This is a genomic window from Rubrivivax rivuli (assembly GCF_004016505.1).
Classification (GTDB): Bacteria; Pseudomonadota; Gammaproteobacteria; order Burkholderiales; family Burkholderiaceae_C; genus Rubrivivax; species Rubrivivax rivuli.
Genome location: NZ_SACR01000003.1, coordinates 246,569 through 265,204, shown reverse-complemented (window position 1 = coordinate 265,204; position 18,636 = coordinate 246,569). Strand labels below are relative to the sequence as shown.

General features: G+C 69.1%; 17 protein-coding genes. 5 read left to right on the top strand and 12 right to left on the bottom strand.

Going from position 1 to position 18,636, the window contains the following annotated elements:
* Nucleotides 1–15 precede the first annotated feature (15 nt).
* Genes dusA through EOE66_RS09750 form a run of 5 tightly spaced genes read left to right on the top strand, consistent with a single transcriptional unit; the run spans nucleotide 16 to nucleotide 4,214 of the window.
* Nucleotides 16–1,020 (top strand): tRNA dihydrouridine(20/20a) synthase DusA, encoded by a 1,005-nt coding sequence (gene dusA / locus EOE66_RS09770; RefSeq protein WP_259376394.1) that lies wholly within the window; start codon nucleotides 16–18, stop codon nucleotides 1,018–1,020.
* 32 nt (nucleotides 1,021–1,052) lie between these two features.
* Nucleotides 1,053–1,493, top strand: a complete 441-nt coding sequence (locus EOE66_RS09765; protein WP_128228509.1) for a DUF1801 domain-containing protein — start codon at nucleotides 1,053–1,055, stop codon at nucleotides 1,491–1,493.
* 11 nt (nucleotides 1,494–1,504) lie between these two features.
* The gene (locus tag EOE66_RS09760) at nucleotides 1,505–2,377 is read left to right on the top strand and encodes an S-methyl-5'-thioadenosine phosphorylase (protein WP_128228508.1); all 873 of its coding nucleotides are present in this window, start codon (nucleotides 1,505–1,507) and stop codon (nucleotides 2,375–2,377) included.
* Between the two features lie 17 nt (nucleotides 2,378–2,394).
* The gene (gene mtnA / locus EOE66_RS09755) at nucleotides 2,395–3,498 is read left to right on the top strand and encodes an S-methyl-5-thioribose-1-phosphate isomerase (protein WP_128228507.1); all 1,104 of its coding nucleotides are present in this window, start codon (nucleotides 2,395–2,397) and stop codon (nucleotides 3,496–3,498) included.
* Entirely contained in the window at nucleotides 3,495–4,214 is a 720-nt protein-coding gene (locus EOE66_RS09750) for a class II aldolase/adducin family protein (protein WP_128228506.1), read from the top strand. The genes mtnA and EOE66_RS09750 overlap by 4 nt, the downstream gene beginning before the upstream one ends.
* An 18-nt stretch (nucleotides 4,215–4,232) precedes the next feature.
* Here the strand turns inward: EOE66_RS09750 and EOE66_RS09745 are convergent, their stop codons facing one another.
* The 12 genes from EOE66_RS09745 to EOE66_RS09690 form a co-directional block, all read right to left on the bottom strand.
* The gene (locus tag EOE66_RS09745; RefSeq protein ID WP_128228505.1) at nucleotides 4,233–5,147 is read right to left on the bottom strand and encodes a DMT family transporter; all 915 of its coding nucleotides are present in this window, start codon (nucleotides 5,145–5,147) and stop codon (nucleotides 4,233–4,235) included.
* 15 nt (nucleotides 5,148–5,162) lie between these two features.
* Nucleotides 5,163–6,503, bottom strand: coding sequence for a type III glutamate--ammonia ligase (glnT, locus tag EOE66_RS09740; RefSeq protein WP_128228504.1), 1,341 nt, complete (start codon nucleotides 6,501–6,503; stop codon nucleotides 5,163–5,165).
* A gap of 16 nt (nucleotides 6,504–6,519) precedes the next feature.
* Nucleotides 6,520–8,019 (bottom strand): aldehyde dehydrogenase, encoded by a 1,500-nt coding sequence (locus EOE66_RS09735; RefSeq protein ID WP_128228503.1) that lies wholly within the window; start codon nucleotides 8,017–8,019, stop codon nucleotides 6,520–6,522.
* A gap of 96 nt (nucleotides 8,020–8,115) precedes the next feature.
* Nucleotides 8,116–9,555 carry a DUF3138 family protein gene (locus tag EOE66_RS09730; protein WP_128228502.1) on the bottom strand — a complete coding sequence of 480 codons (1,440 nt, stop codon included), beginning with the start codon at nucleotides 9,553–9,555 and terminating at the stop codon, nucleotides 8,116–8,118.
* A gap of 22 nt (nucleotides 9,556–9,577) precedes the next feature.
* Nucleotides 9,578–10,417 (bottom strand): ABC transporter permease, encoded by an 840-nt coding sequence (locus EOE66_RS09725; protein ID WP_128228501.1) that lies wholly within the window; start codon nucleotides 10,415–10,417, stop codon nucleotides 9,578–9,580.
* On the bottom strand, nucleotides 10,414–11,334 hold the full coding sequence (locus tag EOE66_RS09720) for an ABC transporter permease subunit (RefSeq protein WP_128228500.1): 921 nt from the start codon (nucleotides 11,332–11,334) through the stop codon (nucleotides 10,414–10,416). The genes EOE66_RS09725 and EOE66_RS09720 overlap by 4 nt, the downstream gene beginning before the upstream one ends.
* A 15-nt stretch (nucleotides 11,335–11,349) precedes the next feature.
* Entirely contained in the window at nucleotides 11,350–12,462 is a 1,113-nt protein-coding gene (locus tag EOE66_RS09715) for an ABC transporter ATP-binding protein (protein ID WP_128228499.1), read from the bottom strand.
* Entirely contained in the window at nucleotides 12,462–13,592 is a 1,131-nt protein-coding gene (locus tag EOE66_RS09710; protein ID WP_128228498.1) for a polyamine ABC transporter substrate-binding protein, read from the bottom strand. Before EOE66_RS09710 ends, EOE66_RS09715 begins: the two co-directional genes overlap by 1 nt.
* Before the next feature lie 98 nt (nucleotides 13,593–13,690).
* Complete coding sequence (locus EOE66_RS09705) at nucleotides 13,691–15,079, bottom strand: aspartate aminotransferase family protein (protein WP_128228497.1); 1,389 nt, start codon at nucleotides 15,077–15,079, stop codon at nucleotides 13,691–13,693.
* Nucleotides 15,080–15,089: 10 nt separating this feature from the next.
* Entirely contained in the window at nucleotides 15,090–16,457 is a 1,368-nt protein-coding gene (locus EOE66_RS09700) for a glutamine synthetase family protein (RefSeq protein ID WP_128228496.1), read from the bottom strand.
* A gap of 39 nt (nucleotides 16,458–16,496) precedes the next feature.
* Entirely contained in the window at nucleotides 16,497–17,270 is a 774-nt protein-coding gene (locus EOE66_RS09695) for a gamma-glutamyl-gamma-aminobutyrate hydrolase family protein (RefSeq protein ID WP_245478979.1), read from the bottom strand.
* Between the two features lie 20 nt (nucleotides 17,271–17,290).
* The gene (locus tag EOE66_RS09690) at nucleotides 17,291–18,631 is read right to left on the bottom strand and encodes an NAD(P)/FAD-dependent oxidoreductase (protein WP_128228494.1); all 1,341 of its coding nucleotides are present in this window, start codon (nucleotides 18,629–18,631) and stop codon (nucleotides 17,291–17,293) included.
* Nucleotides 18,632–18,636 lie beyond the last annotated feature (5 nt).

Genomic DNA, 18,636 nt, shown 5'->3' with positions numbered 1-18,636 from the left:
GATTGAATTGCAGCGGTGAATCAACAGCCGAGCCCCTGGCGCCTGAGCGTGGCGCCCATGATGGACTGGACCGACCGCCACTGCCGCTTTTTGCACCGGCAGCTGAGCCAACACACGCGCCTGTACACCGAGATGGTGACCACCGGCGCACTGCTTCATGGCGACGTGCCCCGCCACCTGGATTTCAACGGCGAAGAGCACCCGGTGGCGCTGCAGCTCGGCGGCAGCGAGCCGGCCGATCTGGCCGCCTGCGCGAAGCTGGCCGAGCGCTGGGGCTACGACGAGGTCAACCTCAACTGCGGTTGCCCCAGCGAGCGTGTGCAGCGCGGGGCCTTCGGCGCCTGCCTGATGGCCGAGGCCGACCTGGTGGCCGATGGTGTGAAGGCCATGCAGGACGCCTGCAGCCTGCCCGTGACGGTGAAACACCGCATCGGCATCGACCGCATCGAACGCTACGACTTCGTGCGCGATTTCGTCGGCACGCTGCACCAGCGCGGCGGCTGCACGGTCTTCATCGTGCACGCGCGCAACGCCTGGCTGCAGGGCCTGAGCCCGAAAGAGAACCGCGAGATCCCGCCGCTGCGCTACGAGCTCGTGCACCGGTTGAAGGCCGAGTTCCCACGGCTCACCATCGTCATCAACGGCGGCCTGCAGACCGACGCGCAGATCGCCGAGCAGCTGCAGCACGTCGATGGCGTGATGGTGGGCCGCCACGCCTACCACGAGCCCTGGGCCCTGGCCGGCTGGGACACGGCCTTCTTCGGCGTCGCGGCTGCGCCCGTGGCCGACCGCGAGGCCGCGGAGGACTTGTACGTCGCCTACCTGGAGAGCCTGGCCGCCCGCGGCACGCCCTGGCCGCTGGCCGCGCGCCACATGCTGGGCCTGCACAACGGCCTGCCCGGCGCACGGCGCTGGCGCCAGGTGTGGAGCGATCACCGCTTGAAGACCCGCCCGCCGCGCGAAGTGGCGGCGCTGGCCCGCGCCGCCATGGCAGGGCGCGGGGCCGCACTGGCGGCCTGAAGCTTCAACTTCGCCTGACCGAGGAGCCCGCCATGGCCGCCAGCAGCCCCAAGACGCAGGCCACCACCGCGAGCGTGGCCGACTTCATCGCCGCTGTGCCCGAGCCCGAACGCCGTGCCGACTGCACCGCCTTGGCCGCGCTGATGCAGGCCGTGGTGGGCGAGCCGCCGGTGATGTGGGGCGCGGCGATCGTCGGTTTCGGCGCCTACCGCTACCAGTACGCCAGCGGAACCCAGGGCGACTGGCCGCTGGTGGCCTTCTCGCCCCGCAAGGGCGACCTCAGCGTCTACCTGATGCCCGGTTTCGAGACCCTGGCGCCGCAGTTGCAGAAGCTGGGCCGCCACAAGACGGGCAAGGCCTGCCTCTACCTGCGCAAGCTGGCCGATGTCGACCTGGCCGTGCTGCGCGAGATGATCGAGATCAGCGTCGCGAGCCTCGCATCGCAACGTGTGAAACCTGCCGTCAAGACCTGAGCACAGCACCCATGAGCACCCCCCTCCTGGCCATCATCGGCGGCAGCGGTCTGTACGACCTGCCGGGCCTGACCGACACCCGCTGGGAAACCGTCAGCACGCCCTGGGGCGCGCCGTCGGACCAGATCTTCCGCGGCCGTCTCGGCCAGGCCGAACTGGCCTTCCTGCCACGCCACGGCCGCGGGCACCGCATCCCGCCCTCGGAAGTGAACTACCGCGCCAACATCGCTGCGCTGAAGCAGCTGGGGGCCACCGACGTGCTCAGCCTCTCGGCCGTGGGCAGCCTGCGGGCCGACCTGCCGCCGGGCAGCTTCGTCGTCGTCGACCAGTTCATCGACCGCACCACGCAGCGCGCCGGCAGCTTCTTCGGCACCGGCCTCGTGGCGCATGTGTCGCTGGCGCACCCGGTGTGCCCGCGCCTGGGCAGCCACGTCACCGCGGCCCTGCAGGCGCAGGGTGTGCCGCACGTGCGCGGCGGCACCTACCTCGCCATCGAGGGGCCGCAGTTCAGCACGCTGGCCGAATCGCAGCTCTACCGCAGCTGGAACTGCAGTGTCATCGGCATGACCAACATGCCCGAGGCGCGCCTGGCCCGCGAGGCCGAGCTCTGCTACGCCAGCGTGGGCATGGTGACCGACTTCGACTGCTGGCACCCCGCCCATGACGCGGTGACGGTGGACGCCGTGATCCAGGTGCTGCTGGGCAACGCGCAGACCGCGCGCACGCTGGTGGCGAGCCTGGCCGAGACCATCACGCAAGACGCCAGCGCGGCAGCCTGCCCCTGCCGCCACGCGCTGGACCATGCGCTGATCACCGCGCCGGACGCGCGCGACCCGGCCATGGTGCAGCGCCTGCGCGGCGTGGCCGGCCGCGTGCTGCGCTGAAGGGCAGGGCACGCAGCATGCAAGTGAATGGACAAGCGCTGCGTCCGCTGCGCGAACTGCCCGGCGGCGAGCGCATCGAGGTCATCGACCAGCGCAGCCTGCCCCACCGCCTGCACATGCGGCCTTTGGGCAGCCCGCGCGAGGTGTTCGTGGCCATCCGTGAGATGTGGGTGCGCGGCGCACCGCTCATCGGTGCCGTGGCGGCCTACGGCCTGGCCATGCAGGCCCGGCGCGACGCGGCCGACGACGCGATGCGCAACACCGCGCACTTCCTCAAGGGCGCGCGCCCCACGGCGGTGAACCTGGCCTGGGCGCTGGACCGCCTGCTGGCCGAGGTGCTGCCCCGGCCTGTGCCCGCACGCGCCGAGGCCGCCTGGGCCGCGGCCGCCGCGCTGGCCGAGGAAGACGTGGCGGTGAACGCCGCCATCGGCCGGCATGGGCTGGCCCTCATCGAGGCCATCGCCGCGCGCAAGCAAGAGCGCGGCGACAGCGGCCCTGTCAACGTGCTCACGCACTGCAACGCCGGCTGGCTGGCCACGGTGGACTGGGGCACCGCCACATCGCCCATCTACCAGGCCCACGCCGCCGGCCTGCCCGTGCACGTGTGGGTGGACGAAACCCGCCCGCGCAACCAGGGCGCCAGCCTGACAGCCTGGGAACTGGGCCAGGCCGGCGTGCCGCACACCGTGATTGCCGACAACGCCGGCGGCCACCTGATGCAGCACGGTCGCGTGGACCTGTGTTTCGTCGGCTGCGACCGCGTGGCCGCCAACGGCGACGCCTGCAACAAGATCGGCACCTACCTCAAGGCGCTGGCCGCGCGCGACAACGGCGTGCCCTTCTACGTCTGCATGCCCACCAGCACGCTGGACCTGAGCCTGCCCGAGGGCGTGCACGGCATCCCCATCGAAGAGCGCAGCGGCCGCGAAGTCACGCACATCAGCGGCCGCACCGCCGCCGGCGAGGTGGTGGAGCTGCAGTTGACGCCCGATGGCAGCGCCGCGGCCAACCCGGGCTTCGACGTCACGCCTGCGCGGCTGGTGACGGCCCTCATCACCGAACGCGGCCTGGTGGCCGCAGAAGAAGTGGCGCTGCGTGCGCTGATGGAAACCCGCCGATGAGCGCAGCTGCCTTGCCGCAAAACCCCGAATTCGCCAACGAGACGACCGCACGCGAAGCGGCCGTGGCGGCCGTGCGCCGCCTGGACGCCAGCGGCATGAACCGTGGCAGCACCGGCAACCTGAGCCTGCGCTGGGTGCGCCTGGAGGCCGGCGCGCCCCATGACGGCATGCTCATCACCCCCACCGGCATGGGCGCCGACGACCTGCGCGCGCAGGACCTCGTGTGGGTGGCGATCGAGGGTCAGGGCGATGCGCCGCGTGTGGTGGGCGACTGGCAGCCGTCTTCCGAGTGGCACTTCCACCGCGCCGCCTACCGCGCGCGGCCCGACGTGCAGGCCGTGGTGCACACCCACGCGCCCAACGCCACCGCGCTGGCCTGCCTGGACCGGCCGCTGCCGGCCTTCCACTACATGGTGGCCATCGCCGGTGGCGTGGACGTGCCGCTGGTGCCCTACAACACCTTCGGCACCGAGGCGCTCTCGCAGGGCGTGGGCCAGGCGCTGCGCGAGCGCGACGCCTGCCTGCTGGCCCACCACGGCCTGGTCTCGGCCGCGCGCACACTGGCCCAGGCCATGAAGGTGATGCAGGAGATCGAGACCCTGTGCGAGGTCTACCTCAAGGCCTTGGCGGTGGGCGAGCCGGCCTTGCTCAGTGCCGGGCAGATGTCCGAAGTCATCGGCAAGTTCCGCGGGTACGGCAAGAGCGCGCGGCGCTGAGGGGCCGGTCCCGCCGTTTCAAAGCCTGCGTTCGGGCCAGGTGGCCAGCAGCAGCCCCGCCATCGCCAACGCAAAGGCCACCACGTGCACCGCGCCAAAAGTCTCGCCCAGCACCACGATGCCCACCAGCGCGGCGCTCACCGGCAGCAGCACCGAGAAGACCCCGGCCCTTGACGAGGGCACGTGGCGCAGGCCCTGCATCCACAGCCACACCGTCACCATGCTGGCGGCGATCGCGTAGAAGACCAGCAGGCCCCAGGTGGGCAGCGCCACGGCGCCGAAGTCGAAGCTCAGCGCCTGCCACAGGCCGAAGGGCGTGACGAGCGCCAGGCCCCACAGGTTGATGAGCGCGCTGATGCGCCGCGGCGAGACATGGCCGGTGAGCCGCTTGCCGATGACCACGTAGCAGGCCTCGCACAGCACCGCAGCCAAGAGCAGCCCGTAACCCAGCAACTCGCCGCTGGACGCGGCCGCGGTGCCGCCAGTGCCTTCGCCCGGGCGTGCCAAGGCCAGCAGTGCAATCCCGGCCATCGCACAAGCAATCGCCACAGCCACGCGCGGGCGGATCAGTTCGCCCAGGACCACGCGCGAGAGCACCGCCACCGCAGCCGGGATGGCGGCCATCGTCACGCCCGCGGCCAGGGCCGAAGTGAACTGCACGCCGTAGAGCATGCAGATGCTGAAGAGAAAGTTGCCGAGGAAGCTCTCCCAGAACATGAGCACGCGGTTGCGCGTCGAGAGCGGCTCTTCACCCGGCTGGCGCCGCACCCAGTGCGCCATCGCCACCGCGGCGATGCCGAATCGCAGCCAGGCCAGCAGCAGCACCGGGAACACCGCCACCAGCAGCTTGCTCAGGCCCACGTAGCTGCCCACCAGCGCCATGCTGGCGGCCAGGCTCAAGTAGGCCCATGAGGGCGGGGCGGTGTGCGGCATCGGGCAGGGAGGGGCTCAGAAGAACGCGGCGTAGCGCTCCAGCTCCCAGGCGCTGACGTGGCGCGCGTAGGCCAGGGCTTCGTCGCGCTTCAGGCGCAGGAACTCGTCCGTGAGCGTTTCGCCCACGGCCTCGCAGACCACGTCGTCGGCTTCCAGCGCGTCCAGCGCCTCGCCCAAGGTCTGCGGAAGCAGGCCAATGCCGTGGGTGCGAAGTTGCGGCAGGCTCCAGGTGAAGAGGTCGGCCGTCATGGCCGGCGGGGGCTCTTGTCGGCGTTGCAAGCCGTCGAGGCCGGCGGCCAGCATCGCGGCCGTGGCGAGGTAGGGGTTGGCGCTGGCGTCGGGCACGCGCCACTCGAAGCGGCCGGGCAGGGTGCGCACGGCCGCGGTGCGGTTGTTGGGGCCGTGGGCGATGACGGCCGGCGCCCAGGTGGTGCCACTGAGCGATTCGCCCACGGTCAAGCGCTTGTAGCTGTTGACCGTGGGCGCCGAGAGCGCGCACAGCGCCGGCGCGTGGGCCAGCACACCGGCGATGAAGTGGCGGCCCATTTCCGAGAGATCGGCGTCGTCTCCGGCCTGCGGCGCAAAGAGGTTCTGGGTGCCCTGCCACAAGGAGACGTGGAAGTGCAGCCCGCTGCCCGGCTGGTTGGCAAAGGGCTTGGGCATCATCGAGAAGACCAGCCCGCGCGCCTCGGCCGCGGCCTGCGCGGCCAGCTTGAAGAGCATCAGCCGGTCGGCACTGAGCAGCGCTTCGCCATGTGCGAAATTCAGCTCGTACTGGCCGTGCGCGTCTTCGTGGTCGATCTGCTGCACGTCCAGGCCGCAGGCCGAGAGGTGCTGCGCCAGTTCGTGCAGCAGCGGCCATTGGCGCGGCAGGCTCTGCAGGTCGTAGCTGGGTTTGTCGAGGCGGTCCCGCGCATCGGCCGGCGCCCATCCGCCTTCGGGCGTGCGGCGCAGCAGGAAGAACTCGGGTTCGAGTCCGGTCTGCAGGTGCCAGCCGCGCACGGCCAGGCGCGCCGTCTGGCGCTTGAGCACCTGGCGCGGGCAGGCTTCGAAAGGCTGGCCGTCAACATAACCGTCACCGACGATGCGGGCCACGCCCGGCAGCCAGGGCAGGGGCTGCAGCGTGGCCGCATCGCCGCGCGCGTAGAACTCCGAGCGCGGCCCGGTGCGCGGCAGGCCCGTGCCCCCGATGGACGGCCCAGCAAAACCAGCACCGCTGCCCAGCACCGTGCCCAGGTGGGCCAGCGGCACGAACTTGCCCTTGGCGCAGCCGTTCAGGTCGGTGAACTGCACCAGCAGCGTGTGGATGCCCTGGTCTTGCAGGCCGCGCTGCAGGATGGCGGTGTCGGTGCTCATGGGTCTGCGTCCCGCTTCAGCCGGCGTTGATGCGCAGCCAGGTCGTCTTCAGCTCGGTGACCTTGTCGAAGGCGTGCAGGCTCTTGTCGCGGCCGTTGCCGCTTTGCTTGTAGCCGCCGAAGGGCACGGTGATGTCGTCTTCGTCGTACTGGTTCACGTGCACGGTGCCGGCGCGCAGCGCACGCGCCACGCGGTGCGCGCGGTGCACGTTGTCGCTCCAGACGCTGGCCTGCAGGCCGTAGGGGCTGTCGTTGGCGATCTTCACGGCCTCGGCCTCGTCCTTGAAGCGAAGCAGGCTCACCACCGGGCCGAAGATCTCTTCCCTTGCGATGCGCATGCTCGGGCTGACGCCGGCAAACACCGTGGGCTGCACGTAGCAGCCGCCGGTCTCCACCCGCGCCTGTGCGCCGCCGGCCAGCAGCCGTGCGCCTTCGTCACGGCCGGCCTGGATGTAGCCCAGCACCGTCTGCAGCTGCGTGGTGTCGACGATGGCGCCCATCACGGTGCTCGCGTCCAGCGGGTCGGCCGGCGGGTAGTGCGGGGCCTGGGCCGCCACCATTTCCGCAAAGTCGTCGGCGATGCTTTGGTGCACCAGCACGCGTGAAGGCGCGTTGCAGCTCTCTCCCTGGTTGAAGAAGATGCTGCCGGCCACGGTTTCTGCGGCGCGCTGCAGCTCGCTGCAGTCTTCGAACACCAGGAAGGCGCTCTTGCCGCCAAGCTCGTTGAACACGCGCTTGAGGTTGCTGCGGCCGGCGTACTCCAGCATGCGGCGGCCGGTGCGCGTGCTGCCGGTGAAGCCCAGAGCGTCCACGTCCATGTGCAGCGCCAGCGCCTCGCCGGCCTCGTGCCCGTAGCCCGGCACCACGTTGAACACGCCCGGTGGCAGACCGGCTTCGACAGCCAGTTCGGCCAGGCGCAGGGCGGTGAGCGGGCTCTTCTCGCTGGGCTTGAGCACCACCGAGTTGCCAGCCGCCAGCGCCGGGCCCAGCTTCCAGGCGGCCATGATCATCGGGTAGTTCCAGGGCACGATGGCGCCGACCACGCCCACCGCCTCGCGCGTGATGAGCGCCAGCGCGTTGTGGCCGGTGGGTGCGATCTCGTCGTAGACCTTGTCCACGGCCTCGGCATACCAGGCGAGGCAGCGTGCGGTGCTGGCCACGTCCACCGCCAGCGCATGGGCGATGGGCTTGCCCATGTCCAGCGTTTCCAGCAGCGCCAGTTCTTCCCTGGCGCCCAGGATCTTCTCGGCAAACCGCTGCAGCACGCGCTTGCGCGCAGCGGGGCTCTGGCCGGCCCAGCGGGCGCTGTCGAAGGCGGCGCGGGCGCTGGCGACCGCTGCGTCGATGTCGGCGGCCGCACCGCGCGCCACGGCGCCGAGCACGCGGCCGTCGATGGGCGAGATGCACGCGAAGGTCTCGCCGCTGGCCGCATCGCGGCGCTGGCCGTCGATGACGAGGCGGCCGTCGATCTTGATGTCGCGCGCGCGGGCGTGCCAGTCGATGGGGGGCTTGTTCATGGCGCTCGTCTCCGTTCGTTCTTGTGGGGCCGGGCAAAACAAAGGCGGGCCGGGGTGGCCCCCGCCCGCCTCCAGGCGGCCATCAGGCCGCGGGATTCAGAAGCTCACCACCATCGAAGCGCCGAACAAGTGGTTGGTCTTGCTCACGCTGGTGGCGGTGGAGTTCAGGAACACGGGCTGCGAAGCACCGTCGATGCGGTACTCCACCTTGAAGAGAGAGTCTTCGTCGAAGCGGTAGTTCAGGCCCATCGTGAGGGCGTAGCGGTTGGTGCCCACCGTGGCGCCCTTGGCGTAGCTCATGTCGGCGTTCAGGCCGCGGCCGATGCCGTTGATGCCGTCGTCGAAGCTGTAGCCGAGCAGGCCGCCGCCGTTCTTCTTGTTGTCGATGTAGTCGGCGCGCAGCACGCCCTCCAGGCGCGGCGTGAACTTGTAGGCCACGGTGCCCGAGAGGCCCCACCAGCGCGCATCACGCAGCTGGCCGTCGCTGTTGTAGATGGCCGAACCCTTCTGCTGGCCATAGCTGAGCTGGCCGTAGAGCGAGAGGTCGCCGCGGATGTAGTACGCATCGACCTCGAACAGATGCACGTCGGTGTCCTTGCCGGCACTGGCAAACCCGGCCTCTTCGAAGATGGGGTCGCCGTTGGCGTCCACCGTGCCGGTGTCGCGCTGCCAGGTGCCCGTGGCCGCGAAGTTGGCTGCCTTGCCGTGCAGGCCGGTGAAGCCGAAGCCGTCGAACTCGCCCTTGGAGTAGTCCACGCGGTAGATCAGTGCCGGCGCGTTGTTGCCCGGCGCCTTGCGCGCGGTGTTCACGTTGGCCAGGCCCACGCGCGCCCACCACTTGCCACGGGTGACATCGAGAACGGCGCCGGTGTAGTTGGTGGGCGCCATGAAGTCGAACAGCAGGTTGTGCGTGATCAGCTTGTTGCCCGCGGGCAGCGTGATCTCGTAGCCCGTCCAATCGGGGATCTGGCCCAGCCACAGGCGCGTCTGCAAGTCGCCCAGCGGGATGGAGACCGAGGCCTCGTGCACGATGCTCCCGCTGTTGGTGAGCGCGCCGGTGCCGCGCTCGGGCGCCAGCGTCAGGCGCCATTTGGTGCCGCCCTCGGTTTCCTTGTCGAAATCGAGCACGACCATGCCGAAGTAGGTGTTGTCGTAGGTGTAGCGTGCGCTCTCGCCGTTCAGGAAGACGAAGCCGCTGTTGTTCAGCCGCTTGTTGTAGATGAAGGTCGGGTCCATCTGGCCCGAGATCTTCAGCCCCTTGAAGCCCTGGTCGCTGAAGTTGTCCTGCATCGCCTCGGCCTTGGTGGCCACGCGCGCGAGTTCACGCGCCTGCTCGGGCGTCATGCCCCATTGGCCGGCCGGCACGGGCGCCGGAGCCGGCGCCTGCTGTTGCTGCTGCAGCTTCTGCTCGAGCTGGTTCACGCGGTCGCGCAGCGCGCGCAATTCCTTGAGCAGTTCTTCATTGCTCTGGGCGTGCACCGGCAAGGCAGCGGCCAGGGCCAGCACCAGCGCGGTGGGGGCGAAACGCTTGTCCATGGGTTCTCCGTGTTGAAGGTTGTCAGCCGCGGTTGGCCGCTGCCATTTCTTGTTGACGCCGGCGCTCCTGCCGCGCGATGAGGTAGCTGGCCAGCACCACGCCCACCGCCACCACCACGACGATGATCGTGGCCACGGCGTTGACGCTGGGGTTCAGGCCCAGCCGCGCGCGCGAGAAGATCACCAGCGGCATGGTGGTGCTGCCCGGGCCCGAGAGGAAGGCCGAGAGCACCACGTCGTCGAGGCTGATGGTGAAGGTGAGCAGCCAGGCCGAGACCAGGCTCTGCGCGATCATGGGCAACGTCACCAGCCAGAACACCTGGTGCGGGCGCGCGCCCAGATCCATGGCGGCTTCTTCCAGCTGCGGGTTCAGGTCCTGCAGCCGGCTCTGCACCACCACCGCCGCGTAGGCCATGCCCAGCAGCAGGTGGCCGAGCCAGATCGTCATCATGCCGCGCTCGGGAAAGCCCAAGGCCCGCTGCACGCTCACCAGCATCAGCAGCAGGCTCAGGCCCACCACCACCTCGGGCATCACCAGCGGCGCGTTGACCATGCCGCTGAACACCGTGCGGCCGGTGAAGCGCTTGTACTTCACCAGTGCAAAGGCGGCCAGCGTGCCCAGCACCACCGAGCCGCAGGCTGTCATGAAGGCGATCTTCAGGCTCAGCCACAGGCCCTGCTGCATCTCGGTGTCGCGCGCCAGGGCTTCGTACCACTTGAGCGTGAAGCCGCGCCAGACGTTGGGGATGGGCGAATCGTTGAACGAGAAGACCACCAGCGCCACGATGGGCAGGTAGAGGAAGACGAAGACGGCGGCCAGCCAGCCCCTCCCAAACCAGCGGTTGAAGTTGGAGGCCTTCATTTCCGGGCCTCCTGCGCTTCAGCCTGGTATTTGTTGAAGATGGCCAGCGGCACGATGATCAGCAGCACCATCACCACGGCCACGCTGCTGGCCATGGGCCAGTCGTTGTTGCTGAAGAACTCGTCCCACAGCACGCGGCCGATCATCAGCGTCTCGGGCCCGCCCAGCAGTTCGGGGATGACGAATTCGCCCACGCAGGGAATGAACACCAGCATGCTGCCGGCGATGATGCCGGCCTTGCTCAGCGGCACGGTGATCTTCCAGAAGGCCGTCCACGGCGTGGCGCCCAGGTCGGCGGCGGCTTCCAGCAGGCGCAGGTCCATCTTCGCCAGGTTGCCGTACAGCGGCAGGATCATGAAGGGCAGGTAGGTGTAGGTCATGCCCAGCACCAGTGAAAACGGCGTGTGCATCAGCGTGCCCGGCGTGGCAATGAGCCCCAGCGCGTAGAGCACGCGGTCCAGGCCCAGGGCGATGATCGCCTCCGAGACCCAGCCGCCTTCGGTGAGCAGCCCGCGCCAGGCATACACGCGCAGCAGGAAGCTCGTCCAGAAGGGCAGCATCACCAGCATCAGCAGCACCGGCTGCACTGTGCTCTTGGCGCGCGCCATGAAGTAGGCGAAGGGGTAGCCGATCAGCAGGCACAGCACCGTGGTGGCTGCCGCGTACTGCAGGCTGGCGAGGTAGGTCTTGAAGTACAGCGAGTCTTGCGTGATGAAGATGTAGTTGCTGAGCTTGATGCTGAGCTGCAGCACACCCTCGCTGTAGGTGACGATGTCCTTGAAGGTGACCGTCTCCATCTCCGAGACGCTGATCTTCCCCACGATGAGGAAAGGCGCGAGGAAGAAGACGATCAGGAACAGGAAAGGCACCGCGATCACCAGACCGCGGCCGCTGAAGAGACTGCGCAAGGCTTGCATGGCGGCTGCGCCCGCTCAGGCCGTGAGCACCACGTGGGCCGAGGGCGACCAGTGCGCCCAGACGGTGTCGCCCCAGGTGTAGGTCTCGTCGGCGTGGCGCTGCGTGTTGGCCTGGCTGACCTTCAGCACCGCACCGCTGGCCAGCTTGAGGTGGAAGACGGTGAAGCTGCCGAAGTAGCTCATTTCCTTCACGGTGCCCTGCACCATGTTGAAGTCGCCGTCCTTGCCGGGCACGCCCTCGGGCTTGTCGCGCTGCAGGGCAATCTTCTCGGGGCGCAGGGCCACCGACACCGGCATGCCTTCCGTGCCCGTGATGCCGTGGCCCACGTAGTGCTTGCAGTCGGCGCAGCCGATGATGCAGTGGTCGGTGTCGTCGTGGTCGAGCGTGCCGTCCATCAGGTTGACGTTGCCGATGAAGTCGGCCACGAAGCGCGTGGCCGGCGTCTCGTAGATGTCGCCCGGCGCGCCCACCTGCAGGAAGCGACCCTCGCTCATGATGGCGATGCGGCTGGCCATGGTCATGGCCTCTTCCTGGTCGTGCGTGACCATCACGCAGGTCACGCCCACCTGCTCGATGATGTTCACGAGCTCGATCTGCGTCTGCTCGCGCAGCTTCTTGTCCAGCGCGCCCAGCGGTTCGTCCAGCAGCAGCATCTGCGGCTGCTTGGCCAGGCTGCGCGCCAGCGCCACGCGCTGCTGTTGCCCGCCCGAGAGCTGGTGCGGCTTGCGCTGCGCCAGCTTGCCCAGTTGAACCAGCTTGAGCATGGCTTCCACGCGCTCGGCGATCTGCGCGCGCGGCAGGCCTTCGCGCTTGAGGCCGAAGGCGATGTTCTCCCACACCGTCAGGTGCGGGAAGAGCGCGTAGCTCTGGAACATCATGTTCATCGGGCGCTGGTAAGGCGGCAGCGTGGCCAGGTCCTGGCCGTTGAGCACGATGCGCCCGGACGTGGGCGTCTCGAAGCCCGCCAGCATGCGCAGCAGCGTGCTCTTGCCGCAGCCGCTGCTGCCCAGCAAGGCAAAGATCTCGCCCTTGGCGATGTCGAGGCTGACGTTGTTGACGGCCTTGAAGCCGCCGAAGTCCTTGACGACGTTCTGGATCTGCAGAAACGCCGGCTGCGCTGGTGCCATCACAGACCTGTCTTGAACGAGGTGAAGGTGCGCGTCATCAGGCGGCGCAGGTCGTTGTTCAGCGAATCGGGCGGGATCATCTTGGCCATGTCGGCCGCCGACAGGAACACCGTCGGGTTGTTCGCCACCTCGGGCTTGACCAGCGCCCTGGAGGCCGCGTTCGGGTTGGCGTAGAACACCTTGTTCGTCAAGCCGGCGTGCACCTCGGGGCGCATGATGTAGTTGATGAACTTGTGCGCGTTGCCGGGGCGCGGCGCATCGGCCGGGATCACCATCACGTCGAAGAAGAGCAGGCCGCCGGTCTTGGGAATGAGGGCCTCGATCTTCTGGCCGCTCTTGTTGTCGATGGCGCGCTGGCGGGCGATGTTGATGTCACCGCTCCAGCCCAAGGCCAGGCAGATGCTGCCGCCGGCCATGTCGTTGATGTAGCCGCTGCTGGAGAACAGCGTCACGTGCGGGCGGATGCGCTTGAGCAGCTGCGCCGCGGCGGCGTAGTCGGCGGGGTTCTTGCTGAAGCTGGGCTTGCCCAGGTAGTGCAGCGCGGCGGGCACCACCTCGCTGGCGCTGTCGAGCATGCTGACGCCGCAGCTCTTGAGCTTGCTGATGTACTCGGGCTTGAAGACGAGGTCCCACACGTTCTCGGGCATGGGCATGCTGCCGAGCGTGGCCTTGACCTTGTCGACGTTGATGCCCACCGTGGTGTAGCCCCACAGCCAGTTCACCATGTACTCGTTGCCTGGGTCCATGCGCGCCAGCTGCGCCTGCACGGCGGGGTCGAGGTTCTTCAGGTTGGGCAGCTGGCTCTTGTCCAGCTTGCGCAGCAGGCCGCCGTCCATCTGCAGCTTGGCCCAGTTGGAGCTGGGGATGACGATGTCGTAGCCCGTCTTGCCCGCCACGAGCTTGGCGTGGACGATCTCGTTGTTGTCGAAGTTGTCGTAGCGCACCTTGATGCCGGTTTCGCGCTCGAAGTTGCGGATGGTGTCTTCCGCGATGTAGTCCGACCAGTTGTAGATGTTGAGGACCTTCTCCTCCTCTTGCGCTTGCGCGGCGGTGGCGCCCAGCGCCAGGGCAGCGGCCAGAGAGATCGCCAGCGTGTGGGCGAGGGCGCGAACGGGCAGTTTCGGCGTCATGCGGTCAGGCTCCAAAGGTGGTGCGGTCCGGTGGGCAGGGGGCAGGGCAGAAATCAGGGCGGGCGCGAGTCTAGCAACGGGGCAGGCCTTGCACCGCTTCAGTGCAGCCAGCCGTGCTTCACGGCGTCGGCGAGTGTCAGATCGAGGCAACGGCGGATCAGCGCGACCATCTCGTCGATCTGCGCGCGCGTGATCACCAGCGGCGGCGCGATGATCATGCGGTCGCCCACGGCACGCATGATCACGCCTTCGCGGAAGCAGTGGCCGCGGCAGACCATGCCCATCGCCAGCGCTTCCGGGAACGCGGTGCCACGGGCCTTGTCCTTCACGAGCAGCAATGCCCCCATCAAGCCGCAGGTCTGCGCCTCACCCACCAGCGGGTGTTCGGCCAGCTGCGCGTAGGCCTGTGCAAGATACGGGCCCACGTCTTCGCGCACGTGCTCCACGAGCTTCAGCTCCTGGATGAGCCCGATGTTGGCCAGCGCCACCGCACAGGCCACCGGGTGGCCGCTGTAGGTGTAGCCGTGGTTGAACTCGCCGCCCTGCTCGATGAGCACCCGCGCCACGCGCTCGCCCACCATCACGCCGCCCAGGGGCACGTAGCCGCTGGTCACGCCCTTGGCGAAGGTCATCAGGTCGGGCTCGAAGCCCATCGTCTCGCAGCCGAACCACTGCCCGGTGCGGCCGAAACCGCAGATCACCTCGTCGCTGACCAGCAGCACACCGTACTTGCGGCAGATGCGCTGCACCTCGGGCCAGTAGGTGCTGGGCGGGATGATCACGCCGCCCGCGCCCTGGATGGGTTCGCCGATGAAGGCGGCCACGTTCTCTGGCCCGCTGCTGAGGATCTTCTCTTCCAGCCAGTGCGCCGCCTGCAGGCCGAAGGCCTCGCGCGTGAGGCCCTGCTCTCGGCCGTGGTCCCACCAGTAGGGCTGCTCGATGTGCACGATGCCGGGGATGGGCAGCCCGCCCTGCGCATGCATGCCGATCATGCCGCCCAGCGAAGCGCCGGCCATGGTGCTGCCGTGGTAGGCGTTGTGGCGGCTGATGATGATGCTGCGCTGTGGCTGACCCAGCACGTCCCAGTAGCGACGCACCATGCGCACGATGGTGTCGTTGCTCTCGCTGCCGCTGCTGCTGAAGAAGACGTGCTGGAACTGCGGCGGCGTCACCTGCGCCAGGCGTTCGGCCAGTTCGATGGCGGGCACCGTGGCCGTCTGGAAAAAGGCGTTGTAGAAGGGCAGTTGCTGCATCTGCTTCGTCGCAGCGTCCACCAGCGCCTTCTGGCCGTAGCCCACGTTCACGCACCACAGGCCGCTCATCGCGTCGAGGATCTTGTGGCCCTCGGTGTCCCAGAGGTAGATGTTCTCGGCGCGTTCGATGATGCGCGCGCCTTTGCGGGCGAGGCCCTGGAAGTCGGTGAAGGGGTGCAGGAAGTGCGCGCTGTCGGCGGCCTGCAACTCGGCGGTGGTGCGGGGGGCGTTCATGGGCGGGCTTTCAGACGTGGAGCAGCAGATGCTCGCGTTCCCAGGGCGAGATCACCTTCATGAACTCGGCGTATTCGATCTCTTTCACCTCGGTGTAGACGGTGATGAACTCCTTGCCCAGCACCGCGGCCAGGTCCTTTTCCTCGCGCAAGAGCGACAGCGCTTCGCCCAGGCTGCGCGGCAGCTGGAAATCGCCGAGGTAGGCGTCGCCCTTGCACTCGGGGCTGGGCTCGATCTTGTTCATGATGCCCAGGTAGCCGCAGGCCAGCGTGGCAGCCAGCGCCACGTAGGGGTTGGCGTCGGCGCCGATCACGCGGTTCTCCACGCGCCGGGCCGCCGCGCCGGCCACCGGGCTGCGGATGCCGACGGTGCGGTTGTCGGTGCCCCACTGGATGTTGATGGGCGCGGCGTTGCTGCGCACCAGGCGGCGGTAGCTGTTGACGTAGGGCGCGAAGAGCGCCATGGCCGCCGGGATGTACTTCTGCAGCCCGCCGATGTACCAGTAGAACTCCTTGCTGGCCGTGAAATCGGGGTTGCTGAAAATGTTCTGGCCCGTGGCCTTGCTGACGATGCTCTGGTGGATGTGCATCGCGCTGCCCGGCTCGCCCGCGATGGGCTTGGCCATGAAGGTGGCGAACATGTCGTGGCGCAACGCGGCCTCGCGCACCGTGCGCTTGAAGAGGAACACCTCGTCGGCCAACCCCAGCGGGTGGGCGTGGAAGAAGTTGATCTCCATCTGCCCCGCGCCCACCTCATGGATGAGGGTGTCGACGTTCAGCTCCATGCGCTCGCAATAGGCGTAGACGTCCTCGAACAGCGGGTCGAACTCGTTGACGGCGTCGATGCTGTAGGCCTGCCGGCTGGTCTCGGCGCGGCCGCTGCGGCCCACGGGCGGCTTCAGCGGCACGTCGGGGTCGGTGTTGCGCGCCACCAGGTAAAACTCGAGTTCGGGCGCCACCACAGGCGCCCAGCCTTGGGCGTCGAAGAGGTCGCACACGTGACGCAGCACACTGCGCGGCGCGAAGGGCACGAGCATGCCTTCGCGGTCGTAGCAATCGTGGATGACTTGCGCCGTGGGGTCGGTGGCCCAGGGCACGATGCGCACCGTGCTCGGGTCGGGCCGCAGGTGCATGTCGCGGTCGGTGGGGTTGATGACCTCGTAGTACGGGCCTTCTTCCGGGAACTCGCCCGTCACACCCATGGCCACCACGGCCTCGGGCAGGCGCATGCCGCGGTCTTCGGTGAACTTCTGGCGCGGCAGGATCTTGCCGCGCGCCACGCCGGTGAGGTCGGGCACCAGGCACTCGATCTCGGTCACGCGGTTCTGGTCGAGCCACTGTTCGAGCTCGGCGAAGGTGAAATGGTCTCTGGCGATCATGGGGGCCTCGGGGGCAGGGGGTGGCATCAGGGGCGGGGTTCAGGCTGGCGTCGAAGCCTGAGGCAAGGGGCCCCGCACACGGTCGCGGTACTGACGCACCGCCTCGCCAAACGCCCGCAACAGGGCCATCGACACCGGGTTGCCGGCGGCCTGCCATTCGGGGTGCCATTGCAGGCAGAGGTTGAAGCCTGGCGCTTCAGGTATCGAGAAGGCTTCCACCAGGCCGTCGGGCGCCACGGCTTCGACGCGCAGCCCTTCGGCCAGTTGCTTGATGCCCTGCCCGTGCACCGAGTTCACCTCGAAACTGGCACGGCCGGTGATGCCGGCCAGCAGCCCGCCCGGCACCACGTCCACCGGGTGCGCCGGGCCGTACTGCACGGCAGCGGGCTGGCTGCCGTCGGCGCGGTGGTCGTTCAGGCCCGGCTGCTCTTGCACGGCCTGGTGCAGCGTGCCGCCGAGCGCCACGTTGGTTTCCTGCGTGCCGCGGCAGATGGCCAGCAGCGGCAAGCCGCGCGCCAGCGCCAGGCGGATGAGCGGCAGCGTCCAGGCGTCGCGCTCGGGGTCCAGCGGCAGGCTCGGGTCGTGTACCGCCTCGCCGAAGTGCGAGGGGTGCACGTTGCTGGGCGAGCCGGTGAGCAGCACGCCGTGCGCGGCGTCCAGCAAGGCCGGCAGTTCGTGCTCGGCGAAGGGCGGGGCGATCAGCGGCATGGCACCGGCCAGGCGCACCGCATCGACGTACTTGCGCCCGGCGATGTGGAAGGGGTGTTCGCCGAGCGTTCGGTTGCAGCTGCTGACGAGGACGATGGGGGCCATGGAGATCTCGTGAGGTGGGTTCATCCCAGAAGGTCGCGCAAGCGGTACCAGGCCATGCCCAGCACCAGCGCCGGCGTGCGCAGCAGCGGCCCGCCTGGGAAGGGCTGGTGGCGCAGCCGGGCGAAGACGTCGAAGCGGCTGCTGTCGCCGCACATGGCCTCGGCCACCAGCCGCCCGGCCAGCCCGGTGAGCGCCAGGCCGTGGCCCGAGAAGCCCTGCAGGTAATACACGTTCTGCGGCGCGCCAGCGCTGGCCGCGGGCAGGCGGCCGAAGTCGGGCGCGCGGTTCAGGCTGATGTCGACGAAGCCGCCCCAGGCGAACTCGATGCGATGCGGCGCCAGCTGCGGAAAACTCGCCAGCAGGCGCTGACGCATGCTGTGCGCCAGGTCGGCCGGCGGCACGGTGCTGTAGCTCACGCGGCCGCCGTAGAGCATGCGGTGGTCGGGGGTGGGGCGGAAGTAGTCGAGCACGAAGTTGGTGTCGCAGACGGCCGCTTGGCTGGGTACGAGGCTGCGCGCCAGGCTTTCAGGCAGCACCTCGGTGCACGCAATGTACGTGCCGACGGGCATCACGCGCGGCGCCAGCCCCGGTGCGAGCAGGGGTGCGCCAGGGGCTGCGGGTGTGTGCAGGTAGACGTTGCCGGCCAGCAGCACCTGGCTGGCGCGCAGCCGGCCCTGCGGGGTGCGCAGTACCGGCGTGGCGCCCGGCTCCAAGGCCAGCACCGGGCTGTGTTCGTGGATCTGCACACCGGCCTGCAACGCCGCCGCGGCCAGGCCGCGCGTGTACTTCAGCGGGTGCAGGTGACCCGAGCGCGGGTCGTAGACGCCGCTGTGGAAACGCTCGCTGGCAATCCAGCGGCCCACCTCGGCGTGCGGCACGTCCTGCAGTGCATAGCCATACACCCGGCGCGTGCGCTCGGCACTCGCAGCCAGCGCCGCGCCCTTGCGGGCGGTGGTGGCCAGGCCCAGGTAGCCGTCTTGCCAATCGCAGGCGATGCCGTGCTCATCGATGCGCTCGCGCAGCAGGTCCAGCGCCTCGATGGACATGGCCCAGACGCGCCGCGCTTCGTCCAGGCCCAGCTGCGCTTCGATGGTGTCTTGCTCGCAGGCCAGGCCGTGGATGGCCTGCCCGCCGTTGCGGCCGCTGGCGCCGAAGCCGATCTCGCGCGCTTCCAGCAGCACCACGCGCCGGCCACGGCGCTGCAGGTCGATGGCGGCGCTCAGGCCCGCGAGGCCGCCGCCGACGATGGCGACATCGGCCACCACCTCGCCCTGCAGCGGCGGGCAGGCCGGCCCCGGCGCCGCGGTGGCGGCGTAATAGCTGTGCTTGGCGAGGCTGAGGTCGGTGTCCAGCAGCGGCATGAGGC